Below are 21,194 nucleotides of genomic sequence, written 5' to 3' on the forward strand. Positions count from 1 at the left end.
ACCCGCCTTTGCCGGGGGCCTCTATGTCAAATCTCAAGTGCGCAGGCCCTGAACGGGTTCCCTCAGCTGCCCGCCGGGATTTTGCCCGCACGCAACTGGGCGACGGTGTCGCGCACCACGTCGAAGCGCAGCTGATTGGGCGGATGGGTGCCCAGCATCTTGTCGCCCGGATCGGGCAGGCGCAGGAAGAACTGTGCGCCCTTGAGCGGATCGTAGCCCGCATCCCATGTGATGATCGTGCCGAGCCGGTCGGCCTCCAGCTCGTAATCCTTGGAATAGAGCCGCGAGCCGATCTCGGCCCCGATCCTGCGCGCGCGCTGCACGGTCAGGGGATCGGCCCCCTGCGCCTGCACCGCGCGGCCCATGTAGGCCGCCCCCACCGCCGCATCGCGTTCGCGCTGAGCGATATGACCGGCGATGTGATGGGCGGCCTCGTGGCCGATCACGAAGGCCAGCTCGTCGGCATTGCGCACCTCGGCGATCATCGCGAGCGTCACCCCGATCACCGGGCGGCCCGAGCGATCGGTGGTCTGAAACGCGTTCGCATCCAGATCGAGCCGGTCATCGACCACGAAGAGGTAGTCGCAGTTGAGCTTGCGCGTGCGCTTTCGGCATTCCTGCTCGATCTGCGGCTCCATCCGCTCGCCCACATCGACCAGCCGCGCTACGGCCACTTCGGCGCGTTGCCTGTCTTCGGGCGAGATCTCGGTCTCCGGAACGCGCTGCATAGGCGTCATCGTCGGCACGCAGCCCGAAAGCAGCGTCACGGCGAGCGACAGGATCACGAGGAGAAAACGGAAGGAAGGCATCGGCGGGAAAGCGCCCCTGAAAGAGGATTTCCCCCAGCTTAACGACTTGGCCCGCAGCAGCATAGCCTCCTGCACGTGATCGCCTGCAAGCGCCGGCGTGATTTCGCTTTTTCGGATCGAAAAGCCGCGCTAGCATGAGAGCATGTTTACCATCGAACACGAATTCGACGCGACCGTGATCACCCTTGTCGACGAGGGGGCGGATCCGCTTGATTATCTGCAGGAAGACATCACGATCAGTTCCTTCGAGGATTGCGTCGTGGTCGAACAGCTCGACGAGCAGACCGAGCAGGTGCAGACGATCACCTTCAGCCATGCCCAGCTGCGCGAACTCGCGGCGGCGCTCAACCTGCCCGAAGGCGTCTATCGCCTGAAGCAGACCGGCAGCGCCTCCAGCGAGGATGGCTGAGGCCTCTGCCCGCGCCACAGCGCCCGCTCAATCGAGGCGGAACACCTTGTCGCGCGCGGTCTGGCCCCGGATCAGCGTCAGCCGCGATTTCGCGACGCCCAGCGCCTTCGCCAGCAATTTGACGACCGCCGCATTGGCCTTGCCGTTCTCCGGCACGACCGTGACATAGGCCCGAAGCCCCTCTTCGCTTTCCCGAATCTCATTACGCGACGCTTTCGGCGTCACGCGCAGCGCGATTTCGCTGCCCGGAATGGCAAGGTGGCTGAGATCCGTCATCGCCGCGCAGCATAGACCCTGCTCAATGGCGCACAAGCCAGTTGCCAATGCTGCGGTTGCAATCGCGCGCCGAGCGCCCGATATCTGGCGCAACAGACGGAGATTTTCATGACTGAACTGCCCGAAGTGAACCCGGCCGAGCGCAACGATGCGGCGATGGCTTTCCTTCTGACCCGCCGGTCGCGCCCGGCCAAGACCCTGAAGGCCCCTGCCCCCGACGCGGCCGCGCTGCGCGAGATCCTGACCGCCGCCGCGCGCACGCCCGATCACGGGAAGCTGGAGCCGTGGCGCTTCATCACCATCGCCCGCGAGGCCGCGCAGCGTCTGGGCGCCGAGGCCGAGAGCCGCGCGAAGGCGCAGGGCCTGACTGACGAGAAGATCGCCAAGGCGGGCAAGCAATTCCATGACAGCCAGCTTTGCGTGGCAGTGGTGTTCTCGCCCAAGGAAAGCGAGAAGGTGCCGCAGGTCGAGCAGGTCTATTCGGCGGGCGCGGTCTGCCTGTCGCTGCTGAATGCGGCTCTCGCCGCGGGCTGGGGCGCGAACTGGCTCACCGGCTGGGCCGCGCATGACGAAGCCTTCGGGCGCGAGATGCTGGGCCTCGAGGACGGCGAAAGCGTCGCGGGCTTCATCCATCTGGGCACCGAGGGCATCGCGCCTCCCGAACGCCCGCGCCCCGACCTCGACGCGATCACCACGCGGATCTCGGAATGATCATCTCAAGCTATGTGAAAGCCTGGGCCGACCTGCTGCGGCCCGGTGCGATGAAAGTCGTGGGCTTCGGCGTGGCCCTCTCGCTGGGCCTTCTGGTCGCGATCTATGTGGCGATGGTGATGCTGATCGGCTGGCTGGTGCCGGACAGCTTCTCGCTGCCCTTCATCGGCGAGGTCGGCCATATCGATACAGCGCTGTCGATCGTCTCGGCAGGGGTGATCCTCTTTGCCTCGATCTTCCTGATGGTGCCCGTGGCCTCCGCCTTCACCGGCTTCTTCCTCGAAGACGTGGCCGAGATGGTGGAGGACGTCCATTACCCGACCCTGCCGCCGGTGCGCAAACTGACCTTCGCCGAAGGCATGCGCGACACGGTGCGGTTTTTCGGGGTGATCCTCGCGGCCAACATCATCGCCCTGATGATCTACCCCTTCGTGATCCCGCTGGCTCCGTTTCTGTTCTTCGGGCTGAACGGCTACCTCCTGGGGCGTGAATATTTCCAGATGGCGGCCTTCCGGCGGATGGAGCGCGAAGCGGCACTCGAACTTTACGAGCGCAACAAAGTCACGATCTGGGCCGCGGGCGCGCTGATGGCGGTGCCGCTTTCGATCCCGCTGGTGAACCTCTTCGTGCCGGTTCTGGGCGCTGCGGGCTTCACCCACCTGTTCCACGCGATCACCGGTCGCCGCGGGTGACGGGGCGGCGCCGAGGCGCCGCTCACATCTCTTCCTTGATGCCCTTGCGGATCAGCAGCCAGTTCACCGGATAGGCGGTCACAAAACCGGCCATCATCGCGATCTGCATGGCGAACCAGAATTCCGGGTCGGCGGCGTTGATCTCGGCGCCCCAAAGCCCTTTGAACACGGCGAACTGGAAGATCGCCATCATCCCGTACATGCCGACCTGCCAGGAGGTGAGCGAAGCGACATCGGCTTTCGCCGCCTCTTTGAGCCCTTTGACAAGGCCAAGCCCGCGCATCGGCGCAATCGAGAAATATTGGAACACGATCCCGATCGCGAGGGCGAAGACATAATCGAGCCCCCAAACCGCAAAGATCTTGTCTTCCCAAAAACCCGGCCAGCCGAATGCGATCAGAACCGCGGGGACGGCGAGCGCGAGGTTCTCGGCCAGAATATCGCCGAGAGTGCAGCCTGCGCCGCAATGGAGCGTTCCCTTCGCGACCGAGACCGGGAAGGGCGCATTGCCATGGCCCGGAAAGCGGCCATGCAGCCAGATGACCAGCGGTCCGCCGAACAACCCGCAAATCGGCCAGACCCATGCCATGATCGCCATATGTGGCGGATTCCGACGCATCTGAACGAGAAGATAGAGAAATGAGAGAACGCCTACAGCAAGCGATAACCAGCTCAGAACGGTAAACCAGTTTGGTGTCATGGGAGGCTCCTTTCAATAACCTCCCAACTCGCTCCGCTTTACTGGGTTCCCTGCGTGCCTAGCGGCGCAGCTGCCCGAAGAAGTCGATATCTTCCAAGGTGATGATCCCCGACAGCAGCACCGCCGCGATGATCGCCCAGAGCACGATGGTGACAATGGTGGTGATCTTCACCTTCGCGCCCAGATGCGCCTCATGCGGCGCGCCTGCGGGGGTGCCCGGCACGACCTCGTCCACATCGCCTTGCGTCTTCAACCGCACCGGCAAGACCATGAAGAAGATCATGAACCAGATGACTGCGAAGAGGATGATGCCGCCGGTGAGGCTCATCAGACCTGCTCCAGTTCGACCAGGCAGCCATTGAAGTCCTTCGGGTGCAGGAACAGCACGGGCTTGCCATGCGCACCGATCTTCGGCTCGCCGCTGCCCAGAACCCGCGCGCCATCCGCTTTCAGCTTGTCGCGCGCCTCAAGGATGTCCTCCACCTCGAAGCACATGTGATGGATGCCGCCCGCGGGGTTCTTTTCCAGAAAGCCGTTGATCGGGCTGTCCTCGCCCAGCGGATAGAGCAGTTCGATCTTGGTGTTGGGCAGCTCGATGAAGACGACCGTGACGCCGTGATCGGGCTCGTCCTGCGGCGCGCCGACATTGGCACCCAGCGTGTCGCGATACTTGGCCGAGGCCGCCTCGAGGTCGGGCACGGCAATGGCGACATGGTTCAGGCGTCCGATCATTTGGGTCTCCTCCGGTAACGCGGGCGTTAAAAGGGGTAGCCGGGCGCGCGGCTTCGCGCAAGCCTTGCGGTGGCAGTTGTGAACCCGGTTCGGATTAACCCAGTGTTAGGCAATCTGCGCCCTACTGATCGGACAAGCCGAATCCGATCGCAGCCGAAGGGGCCATGACATGAGCGACACGATCCCGACCCTGACCCGCATGCCGACACCCGAACGCCCCCTGACCGGGCTGACGGTACTTCTGGTGGAAGACAGCCGCTTTGCCTCGGAAGCCGTGCCGCTGCTGTGCCTGCGCTCGGGGGCGCGAATCCGGCGCGCCGATTGCCTCGCCTCGGCAGATCGGCATCTCAAGACCTATCGGCCCTCGATCGTGATCGTGGATATGGGCCTGCCCGATGGCTCGGGAAGCGACCTGATCGCCGAGATACGCGGGACGCGCGGGCCGCATCCGGTGGTCCTTGGGACCTCGGGCGACCCCGACCTGAAAAGCGCGGCCCTCGCTGCGGGCGCGGACGGGTTTCTGGAAAAGCCGATCGAAAGCCTCGCCGTGTTTCAGGAAGCGATCCTGTCGACCCTGCCCGAAGAGATGCGACCGCTCGGCCTGCGCGCGCTTGCCGATCTTGTGATCGCACCGGACCCGCTCGCGCTGCGCGACGACCTGCAGCACCTCTCGGAACTGCTGCGCGACACTAAGGGGGCGGATGCGCGCGCCCTGCCCTATGCCGCGCATTTCCTTCATAGCATCGCGCGCTCGGCCCATGATGCGGCGCTGGACGATGCGGCGCAGCGCCTGAGACGATCCGGCGGCCCCTCCCGCGAGGATATGACCCGCGTCACGCAGATCCTGGACGCGCGGATCGCGGCCGCCGGGGCGTTCTGACGCAGCTGCGGAACCGCCTCTCCGACATCGCGTTGCTCCGACTGAAAATCGATCCAACGGAGGAACCCCGATGCCCTCGATCTATGACGAAATCAAAAAGGACCACGACCACCATCGCGCCCTTCTCAAGACCATCGCCGACACCACCGGTGCGAGCGACGCGCGCAAGAAAGCCTGGGCCGAATTCTACAACGACGTGAAGGCCCACGGCGCCGCCGAGGAAGAGACCTTCTACTCGAAGCTGATGACCAAGACCTGGGGGCAGGATGCGGCGCGCCATTCGGTCGAGGAACATGCCGAGATCGACGACCTGCTCGAAGAGCTCAACGGCATGGACATGTCGAGCCCCGGCTGGCTGAACAAGTTCAACACCCTGGCGCATGACTACAATCACCATATCGACGAGGAAGAAGAAGACATCTTCAAGCGCGCGAAAGAGGTGATCGACAGCTCCGAGATCGACGGCTACGGCGAGCGCTTCCTGAGCCGCAAGAAAAAGGAACTGACGCTGGTCGACGACAAGCTCAACGATCACCTCGAAGACTGATCGCGGCGCAGGGGGCGCTGCCCCCGCTGGCTCCGCCAGCCCCCCGGGATATTTCCGCCAAGCCGAAAAGAAAGGCCCCGCTCGATCCGGAGCGGGGCCTTCTTGATTTCAAGCGATCGCCGGGATCAGTCCTCTTGCGGCAGAACCCGCAGGCGCAGCTCGCGCAGCTGTTCGTTCATCGGCTCCGACGGCGCGCCCATCATCAGGTCTTCGGCGCGCTGGTTCATCGGGAACATGATGACTTCGCGGATATTCGCGGTATCGGCGAGGATCATCACGATCCGGTCGATGCCGGCGGCGCAACCACCGTGCGGCGGAGCGCCGTATTTGAACGCCTTGACCATGCCGCCGAAGCGCTTCTCGACTTCGGATGCCGGGTAGCCCGCGATCTCGAACGCCTTGTACATGGTCTCGAGCTTGTGGTTCCGGATCGCGCCCGAGAGAATCTCGTAACCGTTGCAGGCGAGGTCGTACTGGTAGCCTTTGACCTGCAGCGGGTCGCCCTCCAGCGCCTCCATCCCGCCTTGCGGCATCGAGAACGGGTTGTGCGAGAAGTCGATCTTGCCCTCGTCATCGGCCTCGTACATCGGGAAGTCGACGACCCAGGCGAACTTGAACTTGGTCTTGTCGGTCAGGCCCAGCTCTTCGCCGATCACGTTGCGCGCACGGCCTGCGACGCCCTCAAAACTCGACGGCGCGCCGCCGAGGAAGAAGGCCGCATCGCCCTCGCCCAGACCCAGCTGCGCGCGGACCGCCTCGGTCCGCTCGGGGCCGATGTTCTTGGCCAGCGGGCCTGCGCCTTCGAGCGAGCCATCCTCGCCCTTGCGCCAGAAGATGTAGCCCATGCCCGGCAGGCCTTGCTCCTGCGCGAACTTGTTCATCCGGTCGCAGAACTTGCGCGAGCCGCCCGTGGGGGCCGGGATCGCACGAATCTCGGTGCCGTCCTGCTCGAGCAGCTTGGCGAAGATCGCGAAGCCCGAGTCGCGGAAGTGATCGGAGACCACCTGCATCTCGATCGGGTTGCGCAGGTCGGGCTTGTCCGAGCCGTATTTCAGCATCGCCTCGGCGTAGGGAATGCGCGGCCAGACCGGATCGACGGTGCGGTCATCGGCGAATTCCTCGAACACGCCCTGGATCACCGGCTGCATCGTGTTGAAGATGTCTTCCTGCTCGACGAAGCTCATCTCGACGTCCAGCTGATAGAAGTCGGTGGGCGAGCGGTCGGCGCGCGGGTCTTCGTCACGGAAGCACGGCGCGATCTGGAAATACTTGTCGAAGCCGCCGACCATGATCAGCTGCTTGAACTGCTGCGGCGCCTGCGGGAGCGCGTAGAACTTGCCCGGATGCAGGCGCGAGGGCACGAGGAAGTCGCGCGCGCCTTCGGGCGACGACGCGGTGATGATCGGCGTCTGGAACTCGTTGAAATCGGCGTCCCACATGCGCTTGCGCATGGATTTCACGACGTTGGAGCGCAGGATCATCTTGTCATGCAGGCTCTCGCGGCGCAGGTCGAGGAAGCGATAGGCCAGACGGGTCTCTTCGGGATATTCCAGCTCGCCGAAGACCGGCAGCGGCAGTTCCTCGGACTCGCCCAGAATTTCGATGTCACGGACATAGACCTCGATCTCTCCGGTCGGGATCTTCGGGTTGATCAGGCTCTCGTCGCGCAGCTTCACGGTGCCGTCGATGCGGATCACCCATTCGGAGCGCGTCTTCTCCATCGTCTTGAAGGCGGGGCTGTCGCCGTCACAGAGCACCTGCGTCATACCGTAATGATCGCGAAGATCGATGAAGAGCACCCCCCCGTGATCGCGCACGCGATGGACCCAGCCCGCAAGGCGGACGGTCTCACCGGCGTTGGCGGCGCTCAGATCGGCGCAGGTATGGCTGCGAAAGGCATGCATGGGAGGCTCCCCGGATCGAGAATTGCGTATAGTCGCGCCGATACACCCGTTGAGCGCGCAAAAGTCAAGCTGTGCGGAGGCACACAGACCCGTCTCGAGCTGTTCACGCGCGCGTGGCTCGAAAAAATGTAAATTTTCGGTTAACTTCAGAGACAACGGGAACTTTGGTAATTTCACAAAGGTTGCCGTCGTGAAGGCCAACGCTGGAGCCTGCCAAGCCCCGGCAAGATCCGGAGAGACCGCATGAGAGCTTGGGACTCGCTTCTCGACCGTATGTTGCGCCACCTGATCCGCAGGGGCACGCTCGAACTCGTCTATTCGGACGAGACGCTCAGACGCTATGGCGACGGCACCGGAGAGCCGGTCCGCGTCACCATCGAAAACCCCGACGTGACGCGCAGGATCGTACTGCGGCCCGATCTCGGTGTCGGCGAAGGATATATGAATGGCGACTACACGATCGCGAATGACGATCTGCGTGGCTTCCTCGCGCTTGCGATCCGCAATCAGACCGGCTCGGGCATGCCGTGGTTCGAGAAGCCCCGCGAGGCGAGCCGCTTCTTCGGACGCCGCTTCGCCCAGTTCAACCCGGTGAACAAGGCGCGCACCAACGTCGCGCATCACTATGACCTGTCGGGCGAGCTTTATGACCTCTTCCTCGATGAGGACCGGCAATATAGCTGCGCCTATTTCGAGCGCCCCGACATGACGCTGGAAGAGGCGCAGGAGGCCAAGAAACACCATATCGCCAAGAAGCTGCTGATCGAGCCGGGCATGACCGTTCTCGATATCGGCTGCGGCTGGGGCGGCATGGCGCTGACGCTGGCGCGCGATTTCGGCGCGAACGTGGTGGGGGTGACGCTGTCCACCGAACAGCACGCGCTGGCCCGCAAACGGGTGAAGGAGGCCGGCCTCGAAGACAAGATCGACATCCGCCTGACCGATTACCGCGATGTGACCGACAAGTTCGACCGGATCGTCTCGGTCGGCATGTTCGAACATGTGGGCGTACCGCATTACCGCGAGTATTTCTCGAAGGTGCGCGAGCTGTTGAAACCGGGCGGCGTCTCGCTGATCCATTTCATCGGACGCTCGGGCCCCGGTGGCGCGACCGCCGATTTCATCACGAAATACATCTTCCCCGGCGGCTATTGCCCGGCCATGTCCGAAGCGTCGAACGCGCTCGAGCATGAAGGGCTCATTACCACCGATCTCGAGGTCTGGCGGCTGCATTACGCCGAAACGCTCAGACATTGGTGCGACCGGTTCGAGGCGAATATCGAAAAGGCCTGCGAACTTTACGACGAGCGGTTCTGCCGGATGTGGCGCTTCTACCTCGTGGCCTCGGAGATGGCCTTCCGCCACGGCGGGCAGGTCGTGTTCCAGTATCAGCTGGCCCATGAGGTGGGCGACGTGCCGCTGACGCGCGACTACCTCTATCGCGACGAAGACGAACAGGAACATCGGCTGGCCGCCGAATAGGCCAGCCTCTCCCTCACCGGGCCGAATTTACGCCGCGCGGCCCCCGGCGCAGCGCCCGACAGGCTTGGGCGCGCGCCCTCGCGTCACCCTGCAACCCGGCTATCGCGTCCTGACCCTCTTGCGACGCCTGACCCTTTGCGTATAAAGCGCCTCAATTTGCGCAGTGACCAGAGGGGATTCCCATGCCGAAGAGAACAGACATCACGTCAATCCTCATCATCGGCGCCGGGCCCATTGTGATCGGGCAAGCCTGCGAGTTCGACTATTCGGGCGCACAGGCCTGCAAAGCCCTTCGCGAAGAAGGCTACCGCGTCATCCTCGTGAACTCGAACCCCGCGACGATCATGACCGATCCAGGGCTCGCCGACGCCACCTATATCGAACCGATCACCCCGGAAGTCGTCGCCAAGATCATCGAGGCCGAGCGCCCGGACGCGGTGCTGCCGACGATGGGCGGCCAGACCGGCCTCAACACCGCGCTGTCGCTCGCCGATATGGGCGTGCTGGAGAAATTCGGCGTCGAGCTGATCGGCGCGAACCGCGACGCGATCGAGATGGCCGAAGACCGGAAGCTCTTCCGCGAAGCGATGGACCGGATCGGCCTCGAGAACCCGAAAGCGACCATCGTGTCCTCGCCCAAGCGCGAGAACGGCACCTATGACGTCAACGAGGGCGTGCGTCAGGCGCTGCTCGAGCTGGAGCACATCGGCCTGCCCGCGATCATCCGCCCCGCCTTCACGCTGGGCGGCACCGGCGGCGGCGTCGCCTATAACCGCGAAGATTACGAGCGCATCTGCCGCTCGGGCCTCGACGCCTCCCCGATGAGCCAGATCCTCGTCGACGAGTCGCTGCTGGGCTGGAAAGAATTCGAGATGGAGGTCGTGCGCGACAAGGCCGACAACGCCATCATCGTCTGCGCCATCGAGAACGTCGATCCGATGGGCGTCCATACCGGCGACTCGATCACCGTGGCGCCCGCGCTGACGCTGACCGACAAGGAATACCAGATCATGCGCAACGGCTCGATCGCCGTGCTGCGCGAGATCGGCGTGGAGACCGGCGGGTCGAACGTGCAATGGGCGATCAACCCCGAAGATGGCCGCATGGTCGTGATCGAGATGAACCCGCGCGTGTCGCGTTCCTCGGCGCTGGCCTCGAAGGCCACCGGCTTCCCGATCGCGAAGATCGCGGCGAAGCTGGCCGTGGGCTACACGCTCGACGAGCTGGACAACGACATCACCAAGGTCACGCCCGCCTCCTTCGAGCCGACCATCGACTATGTCGTCACCAAGATCCCGCGCTTCGCCTTCGAGAAATTCGCAGGCTCCAAGCCGGAACTGACCACCGCGATGAAATCGGTGGGCGAGGCGATGGCGATCGGCCGGACCTTCCACGAATCCGTGCAGAAAGCGCTGGCCTCGATGGAAACGGGCCTCAGCGGCTTCGACGAAATCGAGATCGAAGGCGCGCCCGAGAAGGCCGCCGTCATCAAGGCGATCTCGCAGCAGACGCCCGACCGGATGCGCCTGATCGCACAGGCGATGCGCCACGGTCTGAGCAATGACGAGATCCAGCACGCGACCTCCTTCGATCCGTGGTTCCTCGACCGGATCCGCGAAATCGTCGAGGCCGAGAACGAGATCCGCAAGAAAGGCCTGCCGCTCGACGAGAAGGGTCTGCGCAATCTCAAGATGATGGGCTTCTCGGATGCACGTCTGGCCACGCTGACCGGCCGCGACGAAGCGCAGGTCCGCCGCGCCCGCCGCAACCTCGGCGTCACCGCGGTCTTCAAGCGCATCGACACCTGCGCCGCCGAATTCGAGGCGCAGACACCCTACATGTACTCGACCTATGAAGCCCCCGCGATGGGCGAGGTCGAATGCGAGGCACGGCCCTCCGACAACAAGAAAGTCGTCATCCTTGGCGGCGGTCCGAACCGGATCGGCCAGGGGATCGAGTTCGACTATTGCTGCTGTCACGCCTGTTTCGCGCTGACCGATGCGGGTTACGAGACCATCATGGTCAACTGTAACCCCGAGACCGTGTCGACCGACTACGACACCTCGGATCGCCTCTATTTCGAGCCGCTCACGCTGGAGCATGTCCTCGAAATCCTGCGGGTGGAGCAGGATAACGGCACGCTGCACGGTGTGATCGTGCAGTTCGGCGGCCAGACGCCGCTGAAACTCGCGAACGCGCTGGAAGCCGAAGGCATTCCGATCCTCGGCACCACGCCCGACGCGATCGACCTCGCCGAAGACCGCGAACGGTTCCAGGACCTGCTCAACCGCCTGGACCTGAAGCAGCCCGTCAACGGCATCGCAAGCTCGGACGAGCAGGCCTTCGAGATCGCGGGCCGCGTCGGCTATCCGCTGGTGATCCGCCCGTCCTACGTGCTGGGCGGCCGCGCGATGGAGATCGTGCGCGACCTCGATCACCTCAAGCGCTACATCAAGGAAGCCGTGGTAGTCTCGGGCGACAACCCGGTGCTGCTCGACAGCTATCTGGCGGGCGCCATCGAGGTCGACGTGGACGCGCTCTGCGACGGCGAAAGCGTCCATGTCGCGGGCATCATGCAGCATATCGAGGAAGCGGGCGTCCACTCGGGCGACTCGGCCTGCTCGCTGCCGCCCTATTCGCTGAGCCCCGAGATCGTGGCCGAACTGAAGGTGCAGACCGAGAAGATGGCCAAGGGCCTCAACGTGGTCGGCCTGATGAACGTGCAGTTCGCGATCAAGGACGGCGACATCTACGTCCTCGAGGTCAACCCGCGCGCCTCGCGCACCGTGCCCTTCGTCGCGAAAGCCACCGACTCGGCCATCGCGTCGATCGCGGCGCGCCTGATGGCGGGCGAGAAGCTGTCGGCCTTCCCGGCGCGCCCGCCCTACCCCGAAGGCGTCGGCCCCGACACGCCGCTGCCCTTCGCCGATCCGCTGACGCTGGCCGATCCGCAAACGCCGTGGTTCTCGGTCAAGGAAGCCGTGCTGCCCTTCGCCCGTTTCCCGGGCGTCGACACGCTGCTCGGCCCGGAAATGCGCTCCACCGGCGAAGTGATGGGCTGGGATCGCGACTTCCCCTCGGCCTTCTGGAAAGCCCAGCTCGGCGCGGGCACCGTGCTGCCCGAAAGCGGCCGCGTGTTCTTCTCGATCAAGGACTCGAACAAGACCGACGATCTGGCCGAAGCCGCCGCCTCGCTGGTCTCGATGGGCTTCACCATCGTCGCGACCGGCGGCACCGCCGCATGGCTCGCCGAGCATGGCGTGGAAAGCGAGAAGGTTCTGAAGGTCTATGAGGGCCGCCCGAACATCGTCGACCGGCTGAAGAATGACGAGATCGACCTCGTCTTCAACACCACCGACGGCAGCCAGGCGATCTCGGACAGCCGTGACATCCGCGCGGTCGCGCTCTATGACAAGATCCCCTACTTCACCACCGCCGCCGCCTCCATCGCCGCCGTCTCGGCGATCAAGAGCCGCAAAGAGGGCGAGGTGAACGTGCGTTCGCTGCAGTAAGCGATCACACCACGGCGAAAGAACATGTGTCCTCCGAAGCACAAGCTTCGGAGGACATTCATTTTTCACCACACCAAACGTTGTTCGCGCACGCCCCTTGCCTATGAGTGTCGCCTTAACGCTTTGAATAGGCAGGACACATCATGAAAGTCTCTCTTATCGCGGCAGCACTGCTCGCGCTCGCACCGACCGTTTCGAACGCGGCGGATCTGAAAGGCGGCTCGATCGAGCTTGGCTATTCGGATCTCGTGAACAACGATTTCTATTTCGCGCTCGGCAAACGTTCGATCACGGGCTCCGCGGAAGTCGGCTTCGGCCCGGCCTTCTCCGTGCAAGGCGACCTCGCCTATGCGAATTTCGGCAACGGCGCCGGTTTCGACATCGATTCCAACAATGTCGCTCTGCACACGATCTATCATCCGAACGAAGCGACCGCTCTTGGCGTCTTCTTCGGGCGCGACACGATCAACGGCGAGGGCACGAACTACCACGGCGTTGAAGTCGGCCACAGCATCGGGGCCTTCTGGGGTGAAGCCTACTTCACGCGGGTCAAGGAACTGAGCACGAAAGGCGACCTCTACGGCGTCTCGGGGCGCTACACGCTCAATGACCACATCGAGTTCAAAGCGGACCTCGCCAACTTCAACGTCTCGTTCCTGAACACCAACCGCGCCTCCTTCGGGATGGATTACCGTGTGAACGACGCCCTCACGCTGAACGGCACTGTCGGCCATCTCGACATGGGCTATGGCGGGTCTTCGGATTTCATCTCCATCGGTGCGAAATTCACCTTCGGCCCGAACAAAGGCGCGACCTTCCAGCAGCGCGATCTTTTGCACTACCTGCCGGGACAAGGCGGCTTCGCGGCCTGATCATCCGCAGGGCTTATGATGACGACAAGGGCGGCTCCAAGGCCGCCCTTTTTCATACCCGCTGCGCGCGACGCAAGCTGTCAAGCCCGCTGCGCCCGCCGGGCGAGCCAGCTTTGCCACGCCGCCGGAGAGCCCCCGAACGCGTTCATGTCCACCGTTCCGGGTACGCCGGGCACGACACCCGTGCCGCTATATTGCCAGAAGCTCCAATCGGCGCCGGGGTAGCGCTCCATCGGGTGCGCGGTGACCGAGCGCAGCCACATCTCATAGCCCGAGAAGCGCGACAGGTCGTTGTCCCGCCAGAAATCGATCGTCGTGTAGATCACCGGGCGCGTGCCGTAATGCCGCGTCAGGGCCGCGAGGAAGCGGTGCATCTCGGCGCGGGTGACATGGGCCGCGGGACGACGCTGGCAGGTGCGCGAGGTGTGGTTCCACTCGATATCCAGCACGGGCGGCAGATCGCCCCGGCGGCGCGGGACGTTGCGGATATACCAATCCGCCTGCTCTTCGGGGGAGCGGCAGAAATAGTAGAAGTGATAGGCCCCGACCGGCACGCCCGCCGCCCGCGCACGGGTCGCGTTGATGTGGAAACCGGGATCGGAGTGATCGCCGCCCTCGGTCGCCTTGAGCCACGCAAAGGACACTCCCGCCGCGCGCGCCCGGCGCCAGTCGATCTCGCCCTGATAGCGCGCCGCGTCGATCCCGTGCACCGGCAACCGCGCCGGCGCCAGACCTTCCCAATCATGCGGGTCGGTATCGCCGAAGCGCGCAGGGATGCCGCTCGCCCGGTAGTTCGACGCCGACAACACCGCCGGACGCATCAGCTTGGCCTGCTTGCCGCTGGGCGCGCCGCCGCAGCCCGCCAAGGTCAAGGCTGCGCCCGAGACGAATAACCTGCGCGAAATCCCCATGCTCACTCCCCCGTGATTTTTTCCCAGCCTCTCATGCAAACGCCCGCCTGTCATCGCTGACAGACGGGCGTCATTTGACATCGGCGAGGCTTCGCCTAGGAGGGCTCGCTTAACTCCGGGGGCCGAAATCGGCCTTGGTCAGCATGCCATCACCGTTGCGATCGCGCATCGCGAACCACCGATCGGTGCCGCCCACGAATTCCGCGCGCGAGATCACCCCGTCGCCATTCGCATCGAAGGCCCGCAGCCCCTCGGCGGTCGGGATATCGTGGCCCGCGCGCATCGCGTTGCGGCCCTGACCCTGTCGCTTGCCGGGCCCCTGCCCCATGCCCTCGGGCATCTGATGCCCCGGACCTTTGCCGGCCGCGCGTTCCATTTCCTTATGCTCGTCGATCATCGCGATTTCCGCGACGGAGTAGGTGTCATCCTCGTTCGCGTCGAACATCGTGAAAATGTCGCCGCGGCGCTCGCGGGCTTCGGACAGCGTGACGCCACCATCGCCATCGAGATCCCATTGCAGGAGGAATTCCTGCCCCGGCACCGGGGCGGTTTGCGCGAGGCCCGGAGCGGCACCGAGCAGCAATGCGGCGGCAAACGGGGCGGCGAGAGAAGCGATGCGTTTCATCTGTCTGTCCTTCATTACTCATGTCGCTAATGAAACGAAACGGCCCGCGCCTTTCCGGCGCGGGCCTGACAACATGTCGCAGAGCGGGGCCGCTCAGCCTTTCGCGGCGGCCAGCTCGTCCCAGCAGGCCAGCGCGTGACCGGCATACATCACGCCCGGGCCACCGCCCATCTGGATCGCCATGGCGAGCACGTCGCCCAGCTCCTCGCGCGTGCCGCCCGCCTTCATCAGCGCCTCGACATGGAACATGATGCAGGGCTCGCAACGCAGCACGACCGCCATGCCGAGCGCGATGAATTCCTTGGTTTTCACATCGAGCGGCCCGTTCTCCTTCACCGCTTTCGACAGCACACCGAAGCCGCCGACAGCGTCGGGGATCGTCTTGTTCATCACGCGTAGCTCGTTGCGCATCTCGTCGATTTTCGCCTTGTAGCTCATCGCAGGTCTCCTTCGCATTTCGTCCCTCGCGGCGTGACACGGGGCGCGGGCGAAATCCTTGACCTGCGTCAAGCCAACGGGAAGGCGCTGCGTGATGTGACCAAAGTTGAGGGGGCTCCGCCCCCGGCGCGAGACGCGCGCCTCCCTCGGGATATTTTCACCAAGCCGAAGACAGCAGAGTTTCCCCCTTCGCCTTGGCGCAAATATCCCGGGGGGTGAATTCGCGCAGCGAAAAGGGGGGCAGCGCCCCCCTTCTCCGGTCTCAATCGATAGACAGGCTCAGCCGTCGACGCGGATTCGCGCGTTGCTCGGATCGTGCGGGCTGTCCTCGGTCACTTCCGCCGGATAGTCGGCCCCGAGGATGCGCACGGAAAGCTTGGTGCCCGGCTCGGCCAGATCGGGGCGCACATAGCCCATGCCGATCTGCTTGCCGAAGGCCACCGACCAGCCGCCCGAGGTCAGACGCCCGACGCGCTCGCCATCCTGTTTGATGACTTCCTTGCCCCAGGGATCGGCATCGTCCGGCCCGTCGATCAGAAGCGTCACGCATTTCGAGCGGATGCCGGTGTCGAGCATCGCCTGCTTGCCGGTGAACTCCTTCTCGAGGTCGATGAAGCGGTCGAGACCGGCTTCCTGCGGGGTCGCGTCGCGGCCCAGTTCGTTGCCGAAAGCGCGGTAGCTCTTCTCCTGACGCAGCCAGTTCTGCGCGCGCGCGCCCACCAGCTTCATCCCGTGCTTCTCGCCCGCTTCGACCAGCAGATCCCAGAGGTAGCGGCCGAATTCGACCGGGTGATGCAGTTCCCAGCCCAGCTCGCCCGTATAGGCCACGCGCACGGCGCGGACCGGGCACATGCCCAGCTCGATATTGCGCATCGAGAGCCACGGGAAGCGTTTGTTCGACAGCACCGTCTCCGGATAGGCGTCCTTGACCACCTCCTGCAGGATCTTGCGCGCATTGGGACCCGCCAGCGCGAAGACGCCCCATTGGGTGGTCACGTCGTGGCAATCGACATAGTCGCCGCCCGCGGCGCGGAAATCCTCGATCGATTTACGCAGGAAGTCGCCGTCGTAATCGGTCCAGGCGCCCGCCGAGATCAGGTAGTACTCATCCTCGGCCAGACGCACGATCGTGTATTCGGTGCGGGTCGTGCCGGCTTCGGTCAGCGCGTAGGTCAGGTTGATCCGGCCCACTTTCGGCAGCTTGTTGCAGGTGAAGGCATCGAGGAAGGCGGTCGCGCCGGGGCCGCGCACCATATGTTTGGTGAAGGCGGAGGCGTCGATCAGACCGGCCGTGTCGCGCAAAGCCTCGGCCTCGGCCTTGGCATATTGCCACCATTCCCCGCGACGGAACGAGCGGCTGTCATGGTCGAAGCTCGAGGGCGCATCCTTGGGCCCATAATAGTTCGGGCGTTCCCAGCCATTGGTCTGGCCCATCTGCGCGCCCGCCGCGATCTGGCGATCATAGGCGGGGGCAGTGCGCAGCGGACGGCAGGCTTCGCGCTCTTCATCGGGGTGGTGCAGGATGAAGACGTGCTCATAGGCCTCTTCGTTCTTGCGCGCCGCGTATTCGGTGGTCATCCAGCTGCCGTAGCGCTTGGGATCGAGCGAAGCCATGTCGATCTCGGCTTCGCCTTCGACCATCATCTGCGCGAGGTAATAACCGGTGCCGCCCGCGGCGGTGATGCCGAAGGAGAAGCCTTCCGCCAGCCACATGTTGCGCAGCCCCGGCGCGGGGCCGACCAGCGGGTTGCCGTCGGGGGTGTAGCAGATCGGGCCGTTGAAATCGTCCTTCAGACCAACTTCCTCGGAGGTCGGCAGACGATGGATCATCGACATGTATTCTTCTTCGATACGCTCCAGATCGAGCTGGAACAGATCGGCGCGGAAACTCTCCGGCACGTCATAGAGGAAGCGCGCGGGGGCGTTGCGCTCATAGGGGCCGAGGATCCAGCCGCCGCGCTCTTCGCGGACATACCATTTCGCATCGGCATCGCGCAGCACCGGGTGCTCGGGGTTACCCTCGGCGCGCCATTTCACCAGCGCCGGGTCGGCATCGGTGACGATGAACTGGTGCTCGACCGGGATCGCGGGGATCTTGATGCCCAGCAGGCGCGCGGTGCGCTGCGCGTGGTTGCCGGTGCAGGTCACGACATGTTCGGCGCGGATCTCGATCTCTTCGCCCGAGCCGACAAGGTTGCCGCCCTTCTCGACCATCTTCTCGAGCGTGACGACCCATTCCGAGCCGGTCCAGCGATAGGCGTTGACCTGCAGCTTGCGCGCGATCTCGGCACCGTGCTGGCGCGCGCCCTTGGCCATCGCCTGCGTCACGTCGGCGGGGTTGATATAGCCGTCCTGCGGGTGGAACAGCGCGCCCTTGAGGTCTTCGGTGTTCAGAAGCGGCCAGCGCTCCTTCATCTGCGCGGGCGTGAGGAACTCGTGATAGACATCCGCGGTCTCGGCGACGGAGGAATAGAGCTTGTACTCGTCCATCCGCTCCTGCGTCTGCGCCATGCGCAGGTTGCCCACGATCGCGAAGCCCGCATTCAGCCCGGTCTCGGCTTCCAGCGTCTTGTAGAAATCGACCGAGTATTTGTGGATATGGGTCGTCGCGTAGCTCATGTTGAACAGCGGCAGCAGACCCGCCGCGTGCCAGGTCGAGCCCGAGGTCAGCTCGTCGCGCTCGATCAGCAGCGTCTCCCAGCCCGCCTTGGCAAGGTGATAGGCGACACCGCACCCGACCGCGCCGCCACCGACGACCAAAGCTTTCACATGGGTTTTCATCGCGGGGCCTCCTTGCCGATACGGACGTAGGGGCAGATTGACCCTCATATTCGCAAACGCAATCCGATCCGGGCGACATTCGCGCGACAAAAACGACAAAAGCGCACGCGCGGCGCTTCGGGGGCGCGGCGCCCGCCCTGTGGGGCCCGCTTATGAAAGCTCAAGCCCCATTGGATGCGCCCGAACCCGGCGATGACGCTTCCGTGAGGCGAGTCGCGAATCCGTGTTTAGTTCCCACGATTTGTAAAAATTTTTCCCCCGTTTGCACAGGAACTGTGCGCCGTTTCACCAGTTCTCAGACCATCAGAGGCCGGGGAAACCGGAAACCGGGACCGACGCGCCTCACTTAAAACGAAAGGGAGACGAGATATGAAAAAGCTCATCACCACTACCGCCATCGGCCTGATGCTTGCCCTGCCCGCACATGCCGAAGACAAAGCAAATGCAAACGCGACGGCTGAAGCCAACGCGAACGCTTCGGCCAACATGTCGGGCGACATGTTCATGAAGTCGATTCCGGATTCCTTCAACGCCTCGGGCCTCATGGGCAAGCGGGTTTACATCTCGAAGGACAAGGTCGACGCGAAGACCGCGATCAATGAAGCGCAGGACAACTGGGATGACGTTGGCGAAGTCAGCGACGTCGTGATCGGCACCAACGGCGAAGTCGATGCCGTGCTCGTCGACGTGGGTGGTTTCCTCGGTATTGGCGAGAAAACCGTCGCGATCTCGATGGATTCGCTCAACCTGATCCCCGATGGCGACACCGACAATTCCTATTTCGTCGTCGCTCAGGGCAGCAAGGACCAGTTGGACCAAGCGCCGAAATATGACGCCGAAATGCAGACCGCGTTCAGCGCGGAGGCCAATGGCGACAAGAACGGTAACGGCGAAGACATGCAAAACGCCGATGCGTCGCAGCAGATGGATGAGGCCGGCGACCACGCCGAAGCCGCAGCCAAGGCGACCGCCACCGCTGCAGGCGCCGCTGCGAACGAAGCTGCGAACGAGACCGCTCAGGCTGCCGATAACGCAGGCGAAGCGATCGACAACGCCGCCGAGAACACTGCCGACGCCGCTCAGAACGCCGCGCAGGAAACTGAGCAGGCGATGAATAACGCTGGCGACAAGACCGAAGAGATGGCGAAAGACGCCGCTCAGAACACCAAGGAAGCTGCGAACGCGACCGGCCAAGCCGTCGAGAACGCGGCCGAGAACGCTGGCGAAGCGACCAAGGAAGCCGCTAATGAGACCGGCAACGCCATCGACGACGCCGTCGACAGCACCGCCGCTGCCGTGGGCACCATGGGTCAAGCTGACCAGGAAGACGGCCAGAAGGTCGATATCGCTTCGGTCGCTCCCGACACGCTGCGTGGTGAAGGCGTCTATGGCCCGAACGACGACAAGGTCGGCGACGTGTCCGAGCTGGTTCAGGGCAATGACGGTAAAGTCTCGGGCGTCGTGATCGACGTGGGTGGCTTCCTCGGCATTGGCGCCAAGCCGGTCGAAATCAAGGCGAGCGAGCTGACCGTTCTGCAGAACGACACCTCGATCACCGTGCATACCGGTCTGACCGAAGACCAACTGAAGAAGCTTCCGAAATACGAAGCGAAGTAATCTTCGGATGATGTGACGGAGAGCCGGGGGCAGCCCTGCTCCCAGCGAAGGCCCCGGGCGCGTCCCGGGGCCTTTCGTCATCGTGTGACCCAACTCAACCGAAGCCCAAATGAAAAGGCCCCGGATCACGCCGGGGCCTCGAAGCTGTTTTCGAGCGGATCAGGTCATCGACGGCACGACCAGATCCGGCGGGCGGTGCCCGTCGGCGAAGGTCTTGATGTTGACCAGAACTTTTTCGCCCATCTCGACGCGCCCCTCGACAGTGGCCGAACCCATATGCGGCAGCAGCACCACATTCGACAGCTCGCGCAGCCGCGGATTGACCTCCGCGCCATGCTCGAACACGTCGAGCCCGGCCCCGGCCAGCTCGCCCGCGCGCAGCGCCCGCGTCAGCGCATTCTCGTCGATCACCTCGCCGCGCGACGTGTTCACGATCACCGCCTCGGGCTTGAGCATCTTCAGCCGCCGCGCATTGAGCAGATGGAAGGTCGAGGGCGTGTGCGGGCAGTTCACCGAGATCACGTCCATCCGGCTCACCATCTGGTCGAGACTGTCCCAGTAGGTCGCCTCCAGCTCCTCCTCGATATCGGGGTGAACCTTGGTGCGGTTGTGATAGTGGATCTGCATCCCGAAGGCCTTGGCGCGCCGCGCCACCGCCTGACCGATCCGGCCCATACCGAGAATGCCCAGCCGCTTACCGCCGATGCGATGGCCCATGAAGGCGGTGGGCGCCCAACCCTCCCAATTGCCCGCCTGCATATGCGCGAGCCCCTCGGGAATGCGCCGCGTCACCGCCAGCATCAGCGCGATGGTCATATCCGCCGTATCGTCGGTGACGACGCCCGGCGTGTTCGACACCAGCACCCCGCGCTGACGCGCCGAGGAGACGTCGATATGATCGACCCCGGCGCCGTAATTCGCGATCAGTTTCAGACGCTCGCCGGCCTGCGAGATCATCGACGCATCGATCCGGTCGGTCACGCAAGGCACGAGGACGTCGGCACGTTTCATCGCTTCGACCAGCTCCTCCCGGCTCATCTTGCGATCGTCGTGATTGAGCTCGACCTCGAACAATTCCTTCATCCGGGTCTCGACGACCTCGGGCAGGCGTCGCGTCACGACAACACTCAGGCGCGGTGCAGGCATCTCGGTCCTCTCCTCTCTTCCATCGCGGGGCGGTTGGATGCAAACTGCCCCTCAACGCGGGCAGGCACAAGGCCCGGCAAGAGCAGTAATGGCCGAAATCGACATGGGCGCGCAATTTTATTGCGCGCCGGATGTTGCAGACCCGCGGAT

At 64.1% G+C, this 21,194-nt stretch carries 20 protein-coding genes; 9 read left to right on the plus strand and 11 right to left on the minus strand.

Annotated elements, in window-relative coordinates:
- Nucleotides 1–62: 62 nt before the first annotated feature.
- Nucleotides 63–809 (minus strand): M48 family metallopeptidase, encoded by a 747-nt coding sequence (locus AXZ77_RS15495; protein ID WP_176536056.1) that lies wholly within the window; start codon nucleotides 807–809, stop codon nucleotides 63–65.
- A 142-nt stretch (nucleotides 810–951) separates the two neighbouring features.
- Here AXZ77_RS15495 and AXZ77_RS15500 point away from each other — a divergent pair, with 142 nt between their 5' ends.
- The gene (locus AXZ77_RS15500) at nucleotides 952–1,218 is read left to right on the plus strand and encodes a hypothetical protein (protein ID WP_098411848.1); all 267 of its coding nucleotides are present in this window, start codon (nucleotides 952–954) and stop codon (nucleotides 1,216–1,218) included.
- Nucleotides 1,219–1,245: 27 nt separating this feature from the next.
- On the opposite strand, the gene AXZ77_RS15505 is transcribed toward AXZ77_RS15500, so the two are convergent.
- Nucleotides 1,246–1,494, minus strand: a complete 249-nt coding sequence (locus tag AXZ77_RS15505) for a DUF167 domain-containing protein (protein WP_098411849.1) — start codon at nucleotides 1,492–1,494, stop codon at nucleotides 1,246–1,248.
- Nucleotides 1,495–1,602: 108 nt separating this feature from the next.
- Here AXZ77_RS15505 and AXZ77_RS15510 point away from each other — a divergent pair, with 108 nt between their 5' ends.
- Both AXZ77_RS15510 and AXZ77_RS15515 read left to right on the plus strand, forming a co-directional pair.
- A complete protein-coding gene (locus AXZ77_RS15510; protein ID WP_098411850.1) occupies nucleotides 1,603–2,205 on the plus strand; it encodes a nitroreductase in 603 nt (200 codons plus the stop codon).
- Nucleotides 2,202–2,897 carry an EI24 domain-containing protein gene (locus AXZ77_RS15515; protein WP_078520480.1) on the plus strand — a complete coding sequence of 232 codons (696 nt, stop codon included), beginning with the start codon at nucleotides 2,202–2,204 and terminating at the stop codon, nucleotides 2,895–2,897. The genes AXZ77_RS15510 and AXZ77_RS15515 overlap by 4 nt, the downstream gene beginning before the upstream one ends.
- 22 nt (nucleotides 2,898–2,919) lie before the next feature.
- Here AXZ77_RS15515 and AXZ77_RS15520 read toward each other — a convergent pair whose 3' ends face one another.
- Genes AXZ77_RS15520 through mce form a run of 3 tightly spaced genes read right to left on the minus strand, consistent with a single transcriptional unit; the run spans nucleotide 2,920 to nucleotide 4,329 of the window.
- Entirely contained in the window at nucleotides 2,920–3,597 is a 678-nt protein-coding gene (locus AXZ77_RS15520) for a DUF4396 domain-containing protein (protein WP_098411851.1), read from the minus strand.
- Nucleotides 3,598–3,655: 58 nt separating this feature from the next.
- A complete protein-coding gene (locus AXZ77_RS15525; RefSeq protein WP_083075783.1) occupies nucleotides 3,656–3,925 on the minus strand; it encodes a DUF1467 family protein in 270 nt (89 codons plus the stop codon).
- Nucleotides 3,925–4,329, minus strand: coding sequence for a methylmalonyl-CoA epimerase (mce, locus tag AXZ77_RS15530; protein ID WP_078548426.1), 405 nt, complete (start codon nucleotides 4,327–4,329; stop codon nucleotides 3,925–3,927). Before mce ends, AXZ77_RS15525 begins: the two co-directional genes overlap by 1 nt.
- 169 nt (nucleotides 4,330–4,498) lie before the next feature.
- Here mce and AXZ77_RS15535 point away from each other — a divergent pair, with 169 nt between their 5' ends.
- Nucleotides 4,499–5,209 (plus strand): response regulator, encoded by a 711-nt coding sequence (locus AXZ77_RS15535; RefSeq protein WP_098411852.1) that lies wholly within the window; start codon nucleotides 4,499–4,501, stop codon nucleotides 5,207–5,209.
- A 70-nt stretch (nucleotides 5,210–5,279) separates the two neighbouring features.
- Nucleotides 5,280–5,756: a hemerythrin domain-containing protein gene (locus tag AXZ77_RS15540; RefSeq protein WP_098411853.1), complete on the plus strand. Its 477-nt coding sequence runs from the start codon at nucleotides 5,280–5,282 to the stop codon at nucleotides 5,754–5,756.
- Nucleotides 5,757–5,881: 125 nt separating this feature from the next.
- Here AXZ77_RS15540 and aspS read toward each other — a convergent pair whose 3' ends face one another.
- Nucleotides 5,882–7,660 (minus strand): aspartate--tRNA ligase, encoded by a 1,779-nt coding sequence (gene aspS / locus AXZ77_RS15545; RefSeq protein WP_098411854.1) that lies wholly within the window; start codon nucleotides 7,658–7,660, stop codon nucleotides 5,882–5,884.
- 243 nt (nucleotides 7,661–7,903) lie between these two features.
- Here aspS and AXZ77_RS15550 point away from each other — a divergent pair, with 243 nt between their 5' ends.
- From AXZ77_RS15550 to AXZ77_RS15560, 3 genes are all read left to right on the plus strand, one after another.
- Nucleotides 7,904–9,142, plus strand: a complete 1,239-nt coding sequence (locus tag AXZ77_RS15550; protein ID WP_098411855.1) for a cyclopropane-fatty-acyl-phospholipid synthase family protein — start codon at nucleotides 7,904–7,906, stop codon at nucleotides 9,140–9,142.
- Between the two features lie 182 nt (nucleotides 9,143–9,324).
- Complete coding sequence (carB, locus tag AXZ77_RS15555) at nucleotides 9,325–12,654, plus strand: carbamoyl-phosphate synthase large subunit (RefSeq protein WP_098411856.1); 3,330 nt, start codon at nucleotides 9,325–9,327, stop codon at nucleotides 12,652–12,654.
- Between the two features lie 143 nt (nucleotides 12,655–12,797).
- A complete protein-coding gene (locus AXZ77_RS15560; RefSeq protein WP_098411857.1) occupies nucleotides 12,798–13,526 on the plus strand; it encodes a hypothetical protein in 729 nt (242 codons plus the stop codon).
- 80 nt (nucleotides 13,527–13,606) lie between these two features.
- Here the strand turns inward: AXZ77_RS15560 and AXZ77_RS15565 are convergent, their stop codons facing one another.
- The 4 genes from AXZ77_RS15565 to AXZ77_RS15580 all read right to left on the minus strand — a co-directional run bounded on the left by AXZ77_RS15565 (nucleotide 13,607) and on the right by AXZ77_RS15580 (nucleotide 18,281).
- Complete coding sequence (locus AXZ77_RS15565; RefSeq protein ID WP_098411858.1) at nucleotides 13,607–14,437, minus strand: GH25 family lysozyme; 831 nt, start codon at nucleotides 14,435–14,437, stop codon at nucleotides 13,607–13,609.
- Nucleotides 14,438–14,546: 109 nt separating this feature from the next.
- Nucleotides 14,547–15,062: a calcium-binding protein gene (locus AXZ77_RS15570; protein WP_098411859.1), complete on the minus strand. Its 516-nt coding sequence runs from the start codon at nucleotides 15,060–15,062 to the stop codon at nucleotides 14,547–14,549.
- Nucleotides 15,063–15,155: 93 nt separating this feature from the next.
- Nucleotides 15,156–15,500 (minus strand): carboxymuconolactone decarboxylase family protein, encoded by a 345-nt coding sequence (locus AXZ77_RS15575; RefSeq protein ID WP_075774118.1) that lies wholly within the window; start codon nucleotides 15,498–15,500, stop codon nucleotides 15,156–15,158.
- Between the two features lie 279 nt (nucleotides 15,501–15,779).
- Nucleotides 15,780–18,281, minus strand: coding sequence for an FAD-dependent oxidoreductase (locus AXZ77_RS15580; RefSeq protein WP_098411860.1), 2,502 nt, complete (start codon nucleotides 18,279–18,281; stop codon nucleotides 15,780–15,782).
- A 369-nt stretch (nucleotides 18,282–18,650) separates the two neighbouring features.
- On the opposite strand from AXZ77_RS15580, the gene AXZ77_RS15585 reads away from it, so the two are divergent.
- Entirely contained in the window at nucleotides 18,651–19,898 is a 1,248-nt protein-coding gene (locus AXZ77_RS15585; RefSeq protein WP_098411861.1) for a PRC-barrel domain-containing protein, read from the plus strand.
- Nucleotides 19,899–20,057: 159 nt separating this feature from the next.
- Here the strand turns inward: AXZ77_RS15585 and AXZ77_RS15590 are convergent, their stop codons facing one another.
- Complete coding sequence (locus tag AXZ77_RS15590) at nucleotides 20,058–21,044, minus strand: D-glycerate dehydrogenase (RefSeq protein ID WP_078520495.1); 987 nt, start codon at nucleotides 21,042–21,044, stop codon at nucleotides 20,058–20,060.
- Nucleotides 21,045–21,194 lie beyond the last annotated feature (150 nt).

Source organism: Thioclava sp. ES.031 (assembly GCF_002563775.1).
Taxonomy (GTDB): domain Bacteria; phylum Pseudomonadota; class Alphaproteobacteria; order Rhodobacterales; family Rhodobacteraceae; genus Thioclava.